General features: G+C 56.0%; 13 protein-coding genes and 1 tRNA gene. 12 read left to right on the forward strand and 2 right to left on the reverse strand.

The genetic code is table 11. The features are described 5' to 3' along the window. Positions 1 to 9: 9 nt before the first annotated feature. The 12 genes from J3R75_RS15380 to J3R75_RS15435 all read left to right on the forward strand — a co-directional run bounded on the left by J3R75_RS15380 (position 10) and on the right by J3R75_RS15435 (position 13,986). The gene (locus J3R75_RS15380; protein WP_307263303.1) at positions 10 to 864 is read left to right on the forward strand and encodes an energy-coupling factor ABC transporter ATP-binding protein; all 855 of its coding nucleotides are present in this window, start codon (positions 10 to 12) and stop codon (positions 862 to 864) included. Between the two features lie 331 nt (positions 865 to 1,195). Further along, complete coding sequence (locus J3R75_RS15385) at positions 1,196 to 1,987, forward strand: energy-coupling factor ABC transporter ATP-binding protein (protein ID WP_307263305.1); 792 nt, start codon at positions 1,196 to 1,198, stop codon at positions 1,985 to 1,987. Between the two features lie 18 nt (positions 1,988 to 2,005). Further along, positions 2,006 to 2,773 carry an energy-coupling factor transporter transmembrane component T family protein gene (locus tag J3R75_RS15390; protein WP_307263307.1) on the forward strand — a complete coding sequence of 256 codons (768 nt, stop codon included), beginning with the start codon at positions 2,006 to 2,008 and terminating at the stop codon, positions 2,771 to 2,773. Positions 2,774 to 4,399: 1,626 nt separating this feature from the next. Beyond that, positions 4,400 to 5,149 carry a prepilin-type N-terminal cleavage/methylation domain-containing protein gene (locus tag J3R75_RS15395; protein ID WP_307263309.1) on the forward strand — a complete coding sequence of 250 codons (750 nt, stop codon included), beginning with the start codon at positions 4,400 to 4,402 and terminating at the stop codon, positions 5,147 to 5,149. A 28-nt stretch (positions 5,150 to 5,177) separates the two neighbouring features. Then, entirely contained in the window at positions 5,178 to 5,720 is a 543-nt protein-coding gene (locus J3R75_RS15400; RefSeq protein WP_307263312.1) for a type IV pilus modification PilV family protein, read from the forward strand. A gap of 41 nt (positions 5,721 to 5,761) precedes the next feature. Then, positions 5,762 to 6,520: a PulJ/GspJ family protein gene (locus J3R75_RS15405; RefSeq protein WP_307263315.1), complete on the forward strand. Its 759-nt coding sequence runs from the start codon at positions 5,762 to 5,764 to the stop codon at positions 6,518 to 6,520. Between the two features lie 118 nt (positions 6,521 to 6,638). Further along, complete coding sequence (locus J3R75_RS15410) at positions 6,639 to 9,347, forward strand: hypothetical protein (RefSeq protein WP_307263318.1); 2,709 nt, start codon at positions 6,639 to 6,641, stop codon at positions 9,345 to 9,347. Between the two features lie 3 nt (positions 9,348 to 9,350). After that, the gene (locus tag J3R75_RS15415; RefSeq protein ID WP_307263321.1) at positions 9,351 to 9,863 is read left to right on the forward strand and encodes a hypothetical protein; all 513 of its coding nucleotides are present in this window, start codon (positions 9,351 to 9,353) and stop codon (positions 9,861 to 9,863) included. A 32-nt stretch (positions 9,864 to 9,895) separates the two neighbouring features. After that, positions 9,896 to 10,462, forward strand: a complete 567-nt coding sequence (locus tag J3R75_RS15420; RefSeq protein WP_307263324.1) for a type II secretion system protein GspG — start codon at positions 9,896 to 9,898, stop codon at positions 10,460 to 10,462. Positions 10,463 to 11,965: 1,503 nt separating this feature from the next. Then, positions 11,966 to 12,574: a prepilin-type N-terminal cleavage/methylation domain-containing protein gene (locus J3R75_RS19915; protein WP_370882372.1), complete on the forward strand. Its 609-nt coding sequence runs from the start codon at positions 11,966 to 11,968 to the stop codon at positions 12,572 to 12,574. 174 nt (positions 12,575 to 12,748) lie between these two features. Beyond that, on the forward strand, positions 12,749 to 13,408 hold the full coding sequence (locus tag J3R75_RS15430; protein ID WP_307263326.1) for a prepilin-type N-terminal cleavage/methylation domain-containing protein: 660 nt from the start codon (positions 12,749 to 12,751) through the stop codon (positions 13,406 to 13,408). A gap of 176 nt (positions 13,409 to 13,584) precedes the next feature. After that, positions 13,585 to 13,986: a DUF3568 family protein gene (locus J3R75_RS15435; RefSeq protein WP_307263329.1), complete on the forward strand. Its 402-nt coding sequence runs from the start codon at positions 13,585 to 13,587 to the stop codon at positions 13,984 to 13,986. A 620-nt stretch (positions 13,987 to 14,606) separates the two neighbouring features. Here J3R75_RS15435 and J3R75_RS15440 read toward each other — a convergent pair. Both J3R75_RS15440 and ptsP read right to left on the reverse strand, forming a co-directional pair. After that, positions 14,607 to 14,696: transfer RNA gene (locus J3R75_RS15440), tRNA-Ser, on the reverse strand. A 1,643-nt stretch (positions 14,697 to 16,339) separates the two neighbouring features. Further along, on the reverse strand, positions 16,340 to 18,145 hold the full coding sequence (ptsP, locus tag J3R75_RS15445; protein WP_307263330.1) for a phosphoenolpyruvate--protein phosphotransferase: 1,806 nt from the start codon (positions 18,143 to 18,145) through the stop codon (positions 16,340 to 16,342). Between the last annotated feature and the right edge of the window lie 28 nt (positions 18,146 to 18,173).

Consider the following 18,173-nt stretch of genomic DNA (forward strand, 5'->3'; position numbering starts at 1 on the left):
GGCATTCAGATGATTTCAATCAGGGGACTGCGTTTTCAGTACAAGGGCGCCAAACGGGCGGCGCTAGACAATATCAATCTGGACATCGCCGACGGCGATTTCGTCGGCATCATCGGCACCAGCGGTGCCGGCAAATCGACGCTGACCTACGCGTTGAACGGTATTGTCCCGCATCATTTCACGGGCGATTTCTACGGGCAGGTGCTCGTCGACGGCATGGACACGGTCGATAGCAGTCCCGAACAGCTGTCGGCGAAAATCGGTAGCGTTTTTCAGGACATCGACGCGCAGATGGTCGCTTCGCTGGTGGAAGACGAGATGGCCTTCGGCCTGGAGAATTTTGGCGTGCCGCGCGCGGAGATTGGCGGGCGGATTGACGAAGCACTGGCGATGGTCGGCATCGGGCCCTTGCGTTATCGGATGATTCGTTCGCTGAGCGGCGGCGAAAAACAGAAGGTGGCCATCGCGGCGATCGTGGCTTTGCGGCCGTCCATCGTGCTGTTGGACGAACCGACCGGCGAGCTCGATCCGCAGAGCAGCCGGCATATCTTCAGCATGTTGCGCGAGCTCAATGAGCGCTTTGGCCTGACCATCGTCGTCGTCGAGCAGAAGATCATGCTGCTCTGCGAATTCGTGCGCAAGCTGGTGGTGATGGAGCAGGGGCGTATTGCCCACGCCGGCGCGGTGCGCGAAGTCCTGGCGCACAGCGACGAGATGGAGGCCATCGGCGTCAATGTGCCGCGCGTGGTCACTCTGGCCAACCGCCTACGCGCAGCGGGCCTCTACGATGGGCCGTTGCCATTGAATATCGACGAGGCCGAAGTCATGCTCAAGACCATTCTATCCACAGATTACGCAGATTAACACAGATTTTTTTCTATCCACAGATTACGCAGATTTTTTTCTATCCACAGATTACGCAGATTTTTTTCTATCCACAGATTACGCAGATTAACACAGATTTTTTTTGATAGATAAAATAGACAGCTCAGGCTCCTCATACGTCCCATACGTCCCATACGTCCCATACGTCCCATCTCTCATCCCCCCCAAAAAGCCCACCCTAAAAAAATAATCTGCGTTAATCTGCGTAATCTGTGGATAAATAATACCCATGATTGAATTCCCCCCCAAAAAGCCCACCCTAAAAAAATAATCTGCGTTAATCTGCGTAATCTGTGGATAAAAAAGTATTATGATTGAATTCGACCACGTCAGTTTTGAATATGCCGAGGCGACCACCATCAACGACGTCTCTTTTCGCCTGGTCGCCGGCGACTTCGTGGCCCTCATTGGCGCCAATGGCGCGGGCAAGAGCACCATCAGCAAACTCTGCAATGGCCTCCTCAAGCCCAGTCGTGGCCACGTGTTGCTCGATGGCGATGATACCCGCGGCCTGCGCACCAGCGCCCTGGCGCGAAAGGTCGGTTTCCTCTTCCAGAACCCCGACCGGCAAATCTGCCAGAACAGCATCCGCGCCGAAATCATGTTCGGGCTCGAAAATGTCCTCGCCGATGCCGCCGAGTGCCAGTGCCGTTGTGACGACGTGCTCGCCGCCTTCGGGTTTGATGGCGCGGCGGACCCCTTCAGCATGAGTCGCGGCGAACGGCAGCGCATCGCCCTGGCGTCGCTTATCGCCTGCCGCCCGCCCATGCTCATTCTCGACGAGCCCACCACCGGCCTGGACTACCGCGAATGCATGCAAATCATGGAGCAGATTCAGGCCCTCAATGACGCCGGCACCACCGTGCTGATGGTCAGCCACGACATGGAAATCGTCCAGGACTTCGCCCGGCGCGTCCTCGTGCTCAATCAGGGCCGGCTCCTCGGTGACGGCCCCAAAGATCAGATCATGGCCGACCCGGCGCTGCTCGCTCAGGCCAAGCTCCTCCCCTCGCAGATCACCGCCCTGGCCCTGCGCATGGGCTTCAACAATGTCCACACCGTCGACGACATGGTCGCCGCCGTGAGCGCGACTGCATCATAAGGAAAAAGGGACCTCACTATGGGTGGTTATTTGGATTACATCGCTGGCGAGTCGATCTTGCATCGACTCAATCCGCTGACCAAGTTGTGTTTGTCATTTGTGCTCTGCGTGTGTTGTTTTGTGAGCGACTCGCACTGGGTGGTCGCGGGCGTCATGGCGTTGAATGTGCTGTTGGCGGCGGTGGCCGGCCGGCAGGTGCTGCGGCGCAGCTGCCACATGTTGCGCGCGCTGGTGAAATTTTCGCTGTTTTTGTTTGTGCTGCAGGTCCTCTTTGTCCGCGATGGCGCCGTGTTGTTGCGGCTGCCCTTCGGGCTGCTGGTGACCGACCTCGGCGTGTCCTTCTCGCTGCTGTTCGTGATGCGGCTCATGGGCGCGACCATGCCCCTCGCGCTGGTCCTGTCGGTCACCCCGATGAATGACATCGCGGCCGTCCTGGTCGAAAAACTCCACGTGCCCTACAAATACAGCTTCACCCTCATGACCGCCGTGCGCTTCATTCCCATCTTTGCTCACGAAATGGCCGAAATCATGGAAGCCCAGACCGCCCGCGGCGTCGAATTCGACACCCGCAACTTTTTCCGCAAAATCCGCCTGATCCTGCCCTTGTGCGTGCCGCTGCTCATATCGTCCGTGCGCAAGATCGAAAGCGGCGCCATCGCCGTCGAACTGCGCGGCTTCAACTGCCGTAAACGCGGCTGCGCCTACAAACGCTACGATATCCTCCCGCGTGATCTCCTCGCCATGGCCAGCGGCATCGCATTGCTCGCCGCTATCGCCGCGCTGTAAGGACGGGGACGGGGGGCGTGGGGGAGGGTTTTGCGAGAGGGAGGAAAGGGGCTCGCCCCTTTCCTCCCTCTCGCGCTCTCCCACCTATCCCATCTCCCCGCGTTCTGGCGGCTGGCGCGTCGCGCCAGCCGCCAGAACGCGGGGCTCCCGGTCGTGGAGCGGGCGTCTCGCGCCACGGCATGCCGTGGCGCTACCGAGTTGCGCGTGCGTTTCCCGGCCGTGGAGTGGGCGTCTCGCCCACTCCGGCGAGACGGCTCATTGACCCGCCTCAGTCATCCACGCCGACCGTACCTGGCCGCTATCCCGGCCGTCCTGCCTCGCTTGCCCCTCTCCCGGCCGTGGAGAGTGGGCGTCCCGCGCCACGGCATGCCGTGGCGCTACCGAGCCGCGCGTGCGTTTCGCGGTTGTGGTGCGGGCGTCCCGCGCCACGGCATGCCGTGGCGCTACCGAGTCGCGCGCGCGTTTCGCGGTTGTGGTGCGGGCGTCCCGCCCGCACCGTCGCATGGGTCCAGGTCCTCACTGACATCCGATCAGCCTTGCGTAAGCGTTCCCGGGATTACTACCCTCGCGGCAAGCCGCGAGGCACCGGACAAATCCCGGCCGTCCTCGTCCCGCGTGCGTCTTGCGGTTGTGGTGCGGGCGTCCCGCCCGTCCCTGCCTCGCGCGTGCGTTTCGCGGTTGTGGTGCGGGCGTCTCGCCCGCACCGTCGCATGGGGCCAGGTCCTCACATGACACCCGATCGGCCTTGCGTAAGCGTTCCCGGGTTTACTACCCTCGCGGCAAGCCGCGAGGCACCGGACAGATACCGCCCGTCCTCGTCCCGCGTGTGTCTTGCGGTTGTGGTGCGGGCGTCTCGGCCGTCCTCGTCGCGCGTGCGTCTAGCGGTTGTGGTGCGGGCGTCTCGCCCGCACCGTCGCATGGGTCCAGGTCCTCACTGACATCCGATCAGCCTTGCGTAAGCGTTCCCGGGATTACTACCCTCGCGGCAAGCCGCGAGGCACCGGACAAATCCCGGCCGTCCTCGTCCCGCGTGCGTCTTGCGGTTGTGGTGCGGGCGTCTCGGCCGTCCTCGTCGCGCGTGCGTCTAGCGGTTGTGGTGCGGGCGTCTCGCCCGCACCGTCGCATGGGTCCAGGTCCTCACTGACATCCGATCAGCCTTGCGTAAGCGTTCCCGGGATTACTACCCTCGCGGCAAGCCGCGAGGCACCGGACAAATCCCGGCCGTCCTCGTCCCGCGTGCGTCTTGCGGTTGTGGTGCGGGCGTCCCGCGCCACGGCATGCCGTGGTGCTACCGATTCGCGCGTGTGTTTCCCGGCCGTGGTGCGGGCGTCTCGCCCGCACCGTCGCATGGGGCCAGCTCCTCGCACGACACCCGATCGGCCTTGCGTAAGCGTTCCCGGGTTTACTACCCTCGCGGCAAGCCGCGAGGCACCGGACAAAACCCGCGCCCGTCCTGCGTCCCGCGCCCCTCTTGCGGTTGTGGTGCTCCCCGCCGGCCCGGGCCTAGCGATTTGGTCGCTCCTGCAAATAACTCAGCCGGTGAACTTGCCATATTGATATAAAATTGCTATACTGATAGCAGCTAAGTTCAGCACAGGCGACAACCAGTACGAAAGGCCCCATTCCATGCGGGAATACCACGCCATCACAGCAGCGGCCGCGAGCCGTCCGCAGGCATTGCGCCGACATTTCACCATGGTCGAATTGATGGTGGTCATCGTGATTGTCAGCATTATCTTGGCCTTTTCGGTGCCGGCTTTCCAGAAGCTGGCCGTAGGCAGCGGCGTGGACGCCGCCGCCCGCATGCTGTCCTCACAACTCAGCCTCGCTCGCGCCGAAGCAATCTCAAGACGCCAATGCATCGCCGTCATCATGCCGGGGCAGCATTTCAACAAAGACACCGCCGACGAGAATCTCTACAGGTACCAGAGCTTCCGCGCGGCAAAAGTCAATTTCAACGGCACTACCTACACTTTCGAAGATTGGGTCGAAGGCACCGAATGGTCTTTCCTCCCCACCGGCACGGTCATCGCCGAGGCGGATGATGACCGTAGTGAGTTAACGACCGCTGATCCCCCCGCTCCTGCCGGCACCAGCTGGTCAATCGGCGATGGAACCTTCACAAGGGTGGTCGACGGTAGTGGCACAGCAAAAATGGACTTGGATGCAGACAATCCAACTTCCCCTCCAGATCCTCCACAATTCACTGGCGTCCGCGCAGTCATCTTCAAACCCAACGGGCGTTGCGTGCAAAGAACCTACGTGACCATCCTGGAGGGCGCGGCGCCCGAGGGCACCATCCTCCGCGAAAACAAATTCAACATCCGCGTCATGGAAATCAACGCCTTCACCGGCCAGATCCGCTACCTCTTCTAATTATCCACCCGCGCACGAGGACACCCGGATGAAAAGAAAACATCCCTTCAATATGATCGAGATCATGCTGGCCCTCGGCGTCTGCGCCATCGGCATCACCAGCATCATGGTCCTCTTCCCCGTCGGGTCCGCCGCCACCCGCGATGCCGCCATGGAAACCTACGCCGCACACGCCGCCGACCAAATGCTGCATATGCTGAAATACAAAATGATCACGTCTTGGGATACTGGGATCGTACCCGCTACCAATCCCCAGGATGACTCCATAACAACCGGTGCTGGTTGGGGGGGGGCCGAGCCTGAAATGGACACGATCTTCAAGCACAGTACAGCAAGTGGTGTGTACCAAGTGATAAGTGACCGGGGAACAACGCCGTCGCTAACTTCCGAAAACATAGATTTTCGTTCGATTATGTTCGTGTGGCTGACCGATATAAGTATCGTGGGAAACCAAAACATAGGAATTACCTTAAATATCGAAGTAACGTGGCCGGCTGAGCTCCCCTATGCCAGTCGTCAGAAAGGCTACTACTCTCTTGAGGTGTTTAACCCCAATTACGTGGCGCCATAACGCGGCATTTGAACTAATAATTACACAAGGATGCGCACCCTATGAACAGGCCGGTCGCACATAAAACAAGACGCTATACCCTCGTGGAAATCCTGGTCGCCATGGCGATCTTGGTCATCATGATGAGCTTCCTCTTCCAATTCGTCATCGGCGCCCAGCGCATTTGGTCGGCGTCAGAGAGCACAGCAGATATATTCGACCAAGCTCAACTTGTAATGGAGTTAGTTGAGAATGATTTGCAGGCTATTAACTTCATTTGTGATGAAGATTATCCCGGTCACTCCATACCCATGGGAGTCCAGTTGGACTTAAATGGATTTCTTACCAACAAGTTGTTTTTTGTTACAACTGATTTGGCTGGTTCTGGTAGTGTTGGCACATATATGACTCTATATGCCCTGTCTAACAACGAGTTGTCCCGTTATGTCTTTGATTCACCTATAGGATCATATAGTCCGCATTCGTTTTATGGGTTTGATCCAATTGCTTACTCGGGGCAAGCCGCGAATTATGTTGCCATTCTTACTTCTGTTGAGGCCGATACGACTTTGAAAAACGTAATTGCCAAAGGAATTGAAAGTATTCAGTTGAATTTTTTACCGTCCAATACTGCTTCTCCTATACCAAACACATATTTCTTTAAATCTGTACCAAATGTTGTCAAAGTTACTATTGTCGCATATGATGCGCAGGCTGTTGAACGATTGATAAGTACTGGATTAGCAGTTGACAGTGATCCAGTAAATAACAAAAAAACAGAAACCGCGCGGACATTTACAAAACTGATTTTCATTCGTTAATTCTTAAGCAACTTATCACGGAATTAAAGCAACAAATAGTGAATAGTAATTTTGGCGATATAATTAATCTCACTCAATGGCAATAAAACGAAGTTTGTAGTGGCATGAGGAAGCTGAAATGCGCAGCATAAGAATAAACAAACAACGCGGGTCAGCATTGCTTCTGACCTTGGGCATTCTATCATTAGTGCTCATAATGGCCATGAGTTTTGCTTTCAGTGCGCGAACAAGACGCCAAGTTGCCAAGGTCAATGCCGACCAGATCAAGGCGCGGCTCTTGGCCGAATCTGCGTTAGAACGCGTGAAGGCGGCTATGAAGCTCAACTTTACCAACGCGTACCCGCCAATTGAGAGGCAGGCAGCGAATTATCCTGATGATGGCAATGGATTCGTTTTCACATACCATCAGGATACGATTGTAACTCCTTCATGGCGACAAGACTATCTCGTGAGCAAACAAGGAAGCGGGACTATATCAGCTCAAGATTTGGCAAATCTGGACAAATTTCTTGGCTTGGGGCATTTCAATAAAGCACTACCAATCACTGAGCACATTGATTCCGACTTGCCCACACAGCGTGGTTATCAAGATATTTCATCTGGTGGGGAAATCATTGGCCGGATAGCTTTCCTAGTTATTGAGGATGCTAATAAACTTGATGTGAATCAAATAGTATCATTAAATTCAAGAGTGCCTTTTATTATTACCGGTCAAGAGGTACTTGCGCCATTTTATTCAACTGATACTGCATATGAACATTTTTTCTATGATATATGCGGAGATGGAACCTATGCGACAATGAATTTTAGTGGTGGGAGCTTTGAGCAAGAGACAGTCCGGCTTGGTTTGCAAATGCAAGAAATTCGTGCGGACTATCGCTACTACTCAGCCTTACCGAGTGGCTTTTCATCTACAAAAGCCCAATGGTTTTCGTATCTACATTTATGGAATTGCCTTGGCCATGCAGACACAAGCAAGGGCGCATATGATCCCTCTGCTATTTTTGCTACTGATGTTTTTAAATACACATTCTTCAGTGGCGATGACATAGAAGCGTATTGGGACGGCTCAACAGAACTCCAGAGGTTCGACATAACCGGCTTTGAATGGAGAAGTAGTAGCGCATTAGATTTTTATATTCCAGACCCCACAGATACTTCTACACCGCCCACTAGATACATTGTCAACCCACTTCAGAGCGGCTGGCATCACGGAGGGACGTTGACTGGGGCACAAGGTTTGGTCGATACGCTGGTTTCATCAGGTTCATCTCCAGATATTTCTGATTTGTCTCTGCATGCAACTATGATTCCCTACTTGAATAGTATTGTGGATACTTCGGGAGCTTCTCTTGCACATCAAGTCGCCGCCAACATGGTTGATTTTTGTGATAGCGATTCGTTTGCGACGACGGATGCGACGTGGGCAGGGGCGGTTCCTACGTATTGTGGCAATGAGAGAGTTGCGTATGGGAACGAAGTGAAACTTTCATTCAAGATTATTAAGGTTCCATCTGTTGATGGCACAAAGTTTCATTTTAAGATCGATGTAGATTCTGACTGTGAAATGATTAATATTTACCCATCAGCACCAACTGATGCTAGTGGTGTCTACAAGCTTATTCTTCGCGGAAATATTCAAATTGGCTCTTCTCCTCTAGTTCCTATACCTGAGACAGCCTGGCAAAAAGTTGTTTCTTCTGGAGATTTTTCCGCCGGATCGACTTATTTTTCTATTCCAGTTAGTTCAAGTAGCGTTACTATTTATGAAGATGATACAGTTGAGTATGCTAGCGATCCCAATGTAGACATTAGTTTCACTGATATTTCTTTTGTCTTACTGTATGGCCAAAGTATTACTGTTGACAATGAACAAATTTTTGATGTTGCTTATGCTGAAAAAGACACCTTGATTTTGTGTACATCGTCAAGTGTTGGGTTTCCATCGATGGGATATAGTAGTTACATATATGCTGAAGTGAGTGATCCTAGATGTAACAATAACCCAAACTCTGTCAATTGGACATGGTTAGTAAGTACAACTAATAAATCATTGGGTCAAAAGAATTCTCTTAACACAACACCGTCTGGTTCTGATTATGATTATGAAGATTACGCAAATATAGATTTTAGTACGGCTGACAAGACTTTTTCCACTGCTTTTATAGCCAACCGTCCATTCAGGTCGTTGTGGGAATTAGGTGCGATTCATCGTGGCGAGCCGTTTCAGACGCTTAATCTGACAGCTTTTAGTGCTTCTGGCGGCACGTATGCGGCGGGTGATGCTGCCATCTTGGACCAAGTCAAGATTGGGCCACTCAAGAAAACGAAGGGTAAATTTAATGCAAACAGCACCAATCCCTCAGCTTTTGTTGAACTGCTAAAAGGGATAAGCATATCGGATCCTTACGATGGCAGCTGCAGTTATTCAACGTCGGGCTACTTAGTACCTGTGACTCTTGATAATACAGTATCAGAAAATCGCGGAGTCTTTGCTTCGCGTATTCCCTCAAGTGGGTTGTATACTACGGAACCTGCCAATGATCGCGAACGCGAGGCCTTGATTGGTCGCACGGCGAACTTGCTGACGACGCGGGTGGACAAGTACTCGGTGTTGGTGGTGGGGCAGGCGTTGAAAGAGCTAGAGGGTGTTACTGATGCCACTTGGGCGCAAGTGCAGCAAACAGCTATCAACCCCATTGAATATCCCTCTGGTTCAAAAAACTATTATTCGAGATTAGGTACGCAGCGGATATTGGCGCACATTGTTCGCGACGCCTGGCGGAATGAGTACAAGGTCGTACAGATGCAGCTCTTGGAGGACTAAAATATGCGTGCAGTAGGCTTGCTTTCTCTTTTTTTTCTTTTGATGTCCTTTTGCTGCTATTCGCAGGAAAATGACAAGCTGACCAAGTTGCAACGACAGCATCTGATGGTTCACAAAAATGCCCAAGCGGCAGTCAGGCAGAAAAATCCCGACCACCGTAAGATTTTCAAGGCGATATACACCTTTGTGTCCGAGTCTAACAAGCAGATGTTCGTATGGAATCAACGTGAGGCTCAGGGGCACCTGGAAAAGGCCAACAGGGCTCTTGCCGATAATAAACCAGCCATGGCCCAGAAGCTGAAGACAATAGCAATAGCGTACGACAATATGAGCAAGATCAACAAGCAAATAGTGGAGGCCTTTGAAAAGGAGGACTCGAACTCGCTGCAGGTGCTCACTGCTACCTATATTGAGCAGGAAATGGTTATGAAGAACAACGGTTTGAAGACTTTTCCTCGTGAGTGGTTTGGTGAAGCAGAGGCCGTTGTTGTGCTCCGGCAGATGGCACAAAAGTGATTCCTTTTCACGTTTATCCTAAGGACAGCTATATGAAACAGCGACGTCATGCCTTTACGTTGATTGAGTTATTGGTGGTGATTGGGATTATCATGGTGTTGGCGGGGATCACCATGGCGGGGCTGGGCTTTGCGGGACGTCGGGCGGACGAGACCAAGACGCAGGCGATCATGGAGGAATTCGCGATGGCGCTGGAGACTTTCCGGCAGGACTACGGGTATTATCCGATACAGACCAGCACGGATGATGAGGGCAAGGACATCAAAGTCGATTTTCACGGCGACACGTGGGATTTGTTCATGAATAGGTATGCCCCGCCGCCAGCCCCCATCAATGTCCCCAACAAGAAGAACCGACCGTATATGGAGGGCATTACGGGCAATGCAGGCGACGAGTTGCTGGATGCCTATGGCAATGCGCTGTATTATCTGAGTCCGGGCGAGAAGAATCCCCAGAAGTACGATTTGTGGTCCAAGGGACCCGATGGCAAGCACGGCGACAAAAAAGATAATACGGATGACAAGCTGTGGGACGGCACCACCTTCATACCCGGTACGGCCAACAGCGACGATATATGCAATTGGAAGCAGAAGCGCTGAGTATAGCACAGTGATTTTTTGTCTGCCTGGTGCGGATAAAACGGCTCTTTGTCATCAACAAATACACTACGGTGCTTGCCGAAGCAGTGACCGATGGACCTTGCGGATGCGGACGGCTGCGGAGTCATCGCCGGCCCAGAGTAGCAGCGGCTGCCAGCCGCTGCGCGCACGGCAAGGCTAGGCTGGTTGCATGAAGTGCGCAAGACGACCGCAGCACGGTCGGGATACCGGCGTTACGAGGCTGCGGGATACGGGCGAGCTTGGTTGCGCGCATAGTTGACAACCGCCGGCGCCAGCAGCCTGCTGTTTTCAGCGCCAAAGGCGCGCCCTAAGATAGCCCAGGGCAAGCGCCCGCAGGGCGCGTCGCCCTGGGTAAGGCCCCGACCAGAAATGAGCCCTGAAGGGGCGACCTAAAAGACAGCGCGGAACGCGCAAGGAACAAGACAGGGAAGGCGTTCTACCAGGTCCCATTGCCCCTTTGGCGCCAGTCAGCTTCGCCGACTGGCACCAAAGAGGCCGAGGAACACGGGCCTTGGTGGGGGCGCTACCCAGGGCGGCGCGCGCTTTCAGCGCTGCTTGCCCTGGGCTGGTATGTTTCGCGCTTTCAGCGCTGCTGCCGCTTTGCGGCGCCGCTCCCAGAGGGACATAATGCTGGGTGCTGTCCATAGCGTCCATACTGTCCATACTGTCCATACTGTCCATACTGTCCATACTGTCCATGATGTAATCGGGCACGTTTGCGTGTGGCTGCTTGGAGGTCGTGGGAGGTTCCTTATCCCATGCGACGGTGCGGGCGGGACGCCCGCACCACGGCCGCAAGACGAGCCCCGCGATGGCCGGGATATGAGCGCTGCGAGGGTGCCGGGATACGAGCCAGGTACGGTCGGCGTGGATGATCGGGGCGGGGTAATGAGCCGTCTCGCCGGAGTGGGCGGGACGCCCGCACCACGGCCGCAAGACGAGCGCCGGGACGCGCCGGGATATGAGCGTCGCGACGGTGCCGGGATATGAGCCCGCGACGGGCCGGGAGGGTACGATATCCGCAGGGCATACAGGCAAGAGGTGGTGTATAGTGTAGAGTTGCCCCAATTGGGGTGCAGATAAGACGGACTTGTTGGCTGACCATGGGCTAAATTCGATCAGTCCGATCAGTCTGATTGATTGTCTTCTTCGCGGACGGATCCGACGGATCAGACGGATCGGACCGATCCGACGACCTGATCAGTCCGATCAGTCCGATCAGTCCGATCAGTCCGATTGATTGTCTTTTTCGCGGACGGATCAGACGGATCAGACGGATCAGACGGATCCGACGACCTGATCAGTCCGATCAGTCCGATCAGTCCGATCAGTCCGATCAGTCCGATCAGTCCGATCAGTCCGATCAGTCCGATCAGTCCGATCAGTCCGATCAGTCCGATCAGTCTGATCAGTCCGATCAGTCCGATCAGAGATATTTGAGACAGCAGTCACAATAGCAAAAGCATAGAAGGGACGGGCATTATGAACAAAAAGCATTTCACCCTGATTGAGTTGCTGGTGGTCATCGGCATCATCGCCATTTTGTCGGCGATATTGCTGCCGGTGCTCAGCGGCGCCGCAAAGAAGGCCGATATGAGCAAGGCGCGGTCCGAAATTGCGACGCTGGTCAACGCCATCAAGCAATACGAGAGCGTCTATGGCGTGCTGCCAGTGCCTGCCTCTACTAGTGGAGAGGAACTTGATAGTGCAGCAACGCCCGATCAGTTTAAGGAGTTGATTTATATCTTACAGGCTGATACCACGAATATTCATGCGGGTAACCAAAATAAGAATTCCCGCCGGCAGAAATTTCTTGACATCGTGGGGAATGAAGCCGGTTTCTATAAAGACCCATGGGATAATGATTACATTGTACTTCTAGACCACAACTACGACGGGAAGATTACCACAATTCCGGAAGGTATTAATCTTACGTCTCCTGTCGTTGATTTGAGTTTTTCCGTAGTGGTGTGGAGTATGGGACCGGACGGGAAGAGTAATAGCACGACAGCGCACAAAGAGAATCGCGACAACATTTATTCCTTCCCGACGCTGTGGACGAAAGCGGACGGCCACAACATCAGCCGCTAAGGGCCTTGGTGTTGGCGGGTGTTGTCAAGCGGCGGGAATTTGCGTACACTATGAATGACACGGCCGCTGCGCGTCGGCCCGTCGAGCGTGGCCGTGGACAAGTGCCTTGCCGTTGAAGAATATCGAGGAACGAGACCCTAAGACGGGGATAGTACTAAAGAAAGAGAGTGCTTTATGAAGAACAAACGGTTTACCTTGGTGGAATTGCTGGTGGTGATTGCGATCATCGCCATTTTGGCAGCGATGCTCCTGCCGGCGACGCAGAAGGCCCTGGCCCGTGCCGATCAGGCTGCCTGTGCTAACAACCTACGCCAGCTCGGTGTGGCTGAGGCGAGTTTTGCCGCCGATAATGAGTCGAGGATTTGCCCGGATAATGATATAACTGCTGATTCGTGGATACCTCATTTGTATCATTATGTTCAGGAAAAGGAAGTATTTCTTTGTTCTTTGGGTGAAATCCAGGCTGACGCAACATTTGACCCTGATGACAAAGGCAATATTACTTTTCCTGTTAGTTATGTGGCAAATCGTGGTGTACATATAGTCACTACGACTATGAAAGATGCACTAAAAAAATATATCTGCAACAGGCCGTCTCAAACTGCATCTTTTGGCCCTATTGGGCAAGGAAAAGCCTGGGGCGTTTCATCTGTGTTAAATGATCTGGCTGTACTGGGAAATTATATCGAATTTGAGCGCCATGGAGTTAATGAGGCGAGTAATTATCTCTTTGTTGACGGACACGTTACTGGAATAACAAAGAAGGCCTTCATTGCCGAGGCACAAACCAATTATATACTGAAGGGTTACTGGACAATTTGGCCCGAGCCTTAATCCTTGATATTTTGCCCTTGCAGTTGTCCAGCGTGGTATTGAATCATTGCCGGTGTTGAGGTAGCCCCGCGATGGTGTATGTGACGGGCGGGGTGTCGGGAGTGGTCGGTGTAATTAGATGAACGAGCGGCAAATGGTGTCACGACAAGAAACATATATCAGAAGGACGTAAGAACATGGCATTTCGGAGATTGTGCATTGTGGCGTTGGGTGGAGTAGCGTTGGTGCTGGGTGCTTGTCGGTCGGTGCAGCCGGCGCCGGCGCCGGTGGCTGGTAATGTGGCCAGCGAGAGTTATCGTCTGGGGACTTACAGCGCGGAATTCAACAGCACGCTGTTTAATGTGGACAAGGCCGTGCGGGCCGCGTGCCGTCGCGCGAAGCTGATTGAGAAGTCGCGGATCAATCGCGGCAACACTTGCACGTATCAGTTTAAGGACGTGGATGAAAACACGCTGCAGATCGTTCTCAATGAAAAAGACGGCGTGGTGAAAATCGCGTTGCGCATTGGCCGCACGGGCGACAGGGCGTCGTCGCAGACACTCTTGGCAGCCATTGCTGAAGAACTCGCGCTGCTGTGAGATAAAGGCGGCGAGGCGAGGCGTATAATGTTGTTTTGTCGGGGCCCCGCACCAGCAGGCATGGCGCGGGGCCCCGACCATTTTTTCTTGAATCTGCTGTCTTCCAGCAGGGGGCGTGGGAGGCGAGACGCCCGCACCACAGCCGGGAGATGAGCGCCGGGATGGCCGGGAGAGGGGCGCGGGGAGATGGGCCGGGATATGAGTCAGGGACGTAATCGGGCACGTTTGCGTGTGGCTGTTTGGTGGTCGTGTGAGGTCCTGATCCTATGCGACGGTGCGGGCGGGACGCCCGCACCACGGCCGGGATATGAGCCCGCGACGGGCTGGGATATGAGCCCGCGACGGGCCGGGAGAGGGGCCCGCGATGGCCGGGATATGAGCGCCGGGATGGCCGGGAGACGAGCGCCGGGAGGCGTAAAGCGCCTAGCTCGGTGGCGCCACGGCATGCCGTGGCGCAGGACGGCGCTGACCCCATGCGATGGTGCGGGCGGCACAGCCGGGATATGGGCGCGGGACGGTTGGGAAAGGCAACCGGAAGAGGGGCGCGTGCGTTTTCCGGACAAGACGAAGCCCAAGACGGTACTATACGGTACTATCTTGGGCTTGTTTATTGTTAAAGCTGGCGGAGAGACAGGGATTCGAACCCTGGGTACAATTGCTTGTACAACGGTTTTCGAGACCGTCCCGTTCGACCACTCCGGCATCTCTCCGTGGGGTGGCAAATGAGCCTATAATATGGCTGGGAAACGGTGGAAAGCAAGCCGTTGCGGAGTAGGAAGCGGGAAAAAGGGTAATCGGTTAGTCATTGATATTGGATGGGACCGTGGGGACTCGGGGGACTGGTTGGGGATCGCTTGGACGCTGGGGACTAATTGGCTGCGGCGGCACTGGGGCGAGGACTCACGGACTCATGAGGCATGGTCCCATGGATTGGACCGTGGGGACGAATTGGACCGTGGGGATTGACTCCCGACGCATTGGACTGATTGGCGACCGGTTGGACTCCTGGGAGTGCGGCCGTCCCGGCGGCAATCGGCCCAGATCGGACGGGCCAAACCGTCTGATCGGCCAAGTTCGGCCCGGAGGGCCGTACCATGCATAACCCCTGGTGAGGCGCCCGGAGGGCGCCGCAACCAGGGGTTTGACAACAACTTGGAATTGCGCCCGGAGGGCGCCACATTGGTTAGGCGCGTCCCACCACGGCAGTAAGCACGCTGAAGGGAGCGTCATGGTAAACTAGTGAGTTCCATTGCTTCTTTGGCCCCAGTCAGCTTCGCCGACTGGAGCCAAAGAGGCCGAGGAACACGAACAAAACTGGCGCGCTACCCAGGGCGGCGCGCGCTTTCAGCGCTGCTTGCCCTGGGCTGGTATGTTTCGCGCTTTCAGCGCTTCTGCCGCTTCGCGGCGGAAATGCACGACGAGAAAAGGCTGCTTGGTTGAAACAACAAGTGCCATGGATACCGTTAAATGCAGAGCATCGGTTTCATAGGAGTCATTGATATTGGATGGGACCGTGGGGACTAATTGGCGGCGGCGGCACTGGGGCGAGGACTCACGGACTCATGAGGCATGGTCCCATGGATTGGACCGTGTGGACGAATTGGACCGTGGGGATTGACTCCCGACGCATTGGACTGATTGGCGACCGGTTGGACTCCTGGGAGTGCGGCCGTCCCGGCGGCAATCGACCCAGATCGGACGGGCCAAACCGTCTGATCGGCCAAGTTCGGCCCGGAGGGCCGTACCATGCATAACCCCTGGTGAGGCGCCCGGAGGGCGCCGCAACCAGGGGTTTGACAACAACTTGGAATTGCGCCCGGAGGGCGCCACATTGGTTAGGCGCGTCCCACCACGGCAGTAAGCACGCTGAAGGGAGCGTCATGGTAAACTAGTGAGTTCCATTGCCCCTTTGGCTCCAGTCAGCTTCGCCGACTGGAGCCAAAGAGGCCGAGGAACACGAACAAAACTGGCGCGCTACCCAGGGCGGCGCGCGCTTTCAGCGCTGCTTGCCCTGGGCTGGTATGTTTCGCGCTTTCAGCGCTTCTGCCGCTTCGCGGCAAGGAAACGGGCGCGTGCCAGGCTCCGCCTGCTGACATCTGGCTGCGGCGCGCGCTGGGGCGAGGACTCACGGACTCATGAGGCATGGTCCCATGGATTGGACCGTGGGGACTTTCGGGACCGTGGGGAATGACTTTCGACTTCCTGGACTGATTGGGGACTGGTTGGACTCTGGGGAACCTTGGGGACGCTTCGACGCCGGGGACGATGGATTGGGGGCCGGCCGGAGCGGTATGGGGTAGCCCAACGATGTCAGAGAAACGGGCCCTCTGTAGCATCACGGCATGCCGTGATGCTATCGGGCGCCGCCGCCGCCGTTTGTGCCGTTGCCGCCGCCGTTATCGGCATTGTCATCGAAGAGCAGTTCTGGGCAGGAAGCTTTGAGGAAGTTCCGGCAGAGATCGTGTACTTCGCTGGCGGCGCCGCAGAGGAGTGCTTTTGCGACGAGTGCTTCGGCTTCGAACATGCGGATGCTGCGGACGAGTTTGCGGATGGGGGCGAGAGAGACCGGGCTCATGCTGAGTTCGTGGATGCCCATGCCGAGGATGAGTGGTGCGTAGAGTGGTTCGGCGGCCATTTCGCCGCAGAGGCCCACCCTTTTGCCGTTGGCGTAGCAGACATCGGCGACGTGTTTCATCATGCGGATCACGGACGGGTGTATGGGCTGGTAGAGGTAGGCGATGTCGGGGTTGGAGCGGTCCACGGCGAGGGAGTACTGGACGAGATCGTTGGTGCCCAGGCTGAAGAAGTCCACGTGTTGGATGAGGCGTTCGGCGAGGAGGGCGGCGGCGGGCACTTCGATCATGCAGCCGACGTCGAGGTCTTCATTGAAGGGGACCTTGTTGGCCCGCAGGTCGTTTTTGACTTCTTCGAGGGTGGCCAAGGCCTGCTGGAGTTCGTCGAGGGTGCTGATCATGGGGAACATGATGCGGACTTTGCCGAAGGCGCTGGCGCGGAGGATGGCGCGCAGCTGGATTTTGAAGATGTCGACGCGGCTGAGAGAGAAGCGGATGGCGCGCATGCCCATGAAAGGATTGAGTTCGTGGGGCATGTTGAGCTCGGAGAGAAATTTATCGCCGCCGATATCGAGGGTACGGAAGATAACGGAGAGAGGGAAGACGGCCTGGGCGGTATCGCGGTAGTCGATGAACTGCTGTTCTTCGTCGAGGAGACTAGCGCCGTTGATGAACATGAATTCGGTACGGAAGAGACCGATGCCGACATTGTAGCGTTGGCGGACATTCATGGCTTCGACGGGCAGTTCGACGTTGGCGACGAGGCGCACCTGGTAGCCGTCGAGGGTTTCGGCGGGCTGGTTGCTTTCCGAGAGAATCTGTGACATCCACGCGCGCTGGCGCTGGTTGCGGCGTTCGATGATGGCGATGGTTTCTTCGGTGGGATCGACGTGGATGACGCCGCTGGCGCCGTCGAGGGCAAGGCGCGTGCCGTTGCGGATGCAGCTGAGGGGTTCTTTGACGGCGACGACGGCGGGGATATTCAGCGCGCGGGCGAGGATGGCCGTGTGGGACGTGCGGCTGCCGCTGGCGGTGATGAAGGCCGCGACGCGGGCGGGGTCGAGGCGGGCGGCGACGGAGGGCGGAATGTCGTCGGCGACAATGATGCGGGGCTCGCCGCCCTGTTCGGGCGTCTGGATGGGGTCGATGCCGAGCAGATTGCAGAGGATGCGTTCGCCGACGTCGCGGATGTCCACCAGGCGTTCGCGGAGGTATTCGTCATCAATCTTGGCCATTTCGGCGCAGAATTCGGCGAGGACTTTTTCGCAGGCCTGTTCGACGCCACAGAGGTCGGATTTGACGGTGGCGGTGATGCGCTTGTGCAGTTCGGGGTCGTCGAGGATATACTGATGGCCGGTGAAGATGCTGGCGTGGTCGTCGCCGAGGGATTCCTTGACGCTGTGGTGCAGGGCGTCGAGTTGCTGTTTGGAGAGATCGACGGCTGCGGCGAGGCGGGCGAGTTCGTCGTCGACTTGCTCAGCGGCGATGGCCTTCAGTGGCACGGAGCAGCGCTGGTTATTGAGCCACAGGGCGTTGCCGATGACAAGCCCAGCTGACACGCCGGTTCCGTGAAGGGTTGATGGCATGACGTGTGCGCCTCCCGGTTGCGGGGAC

The organism is Oligosphaera ethanolica (assembly GCF_030814695.1).
In the GTDB taxonomy this organism is placed as follows: Bacteria; Verrucomicrobiota; Lentisphaeria; order Oligosphaerales; family Oligosphaeraceae; genus Oligosphaera; species Oligosphaera ethanolica.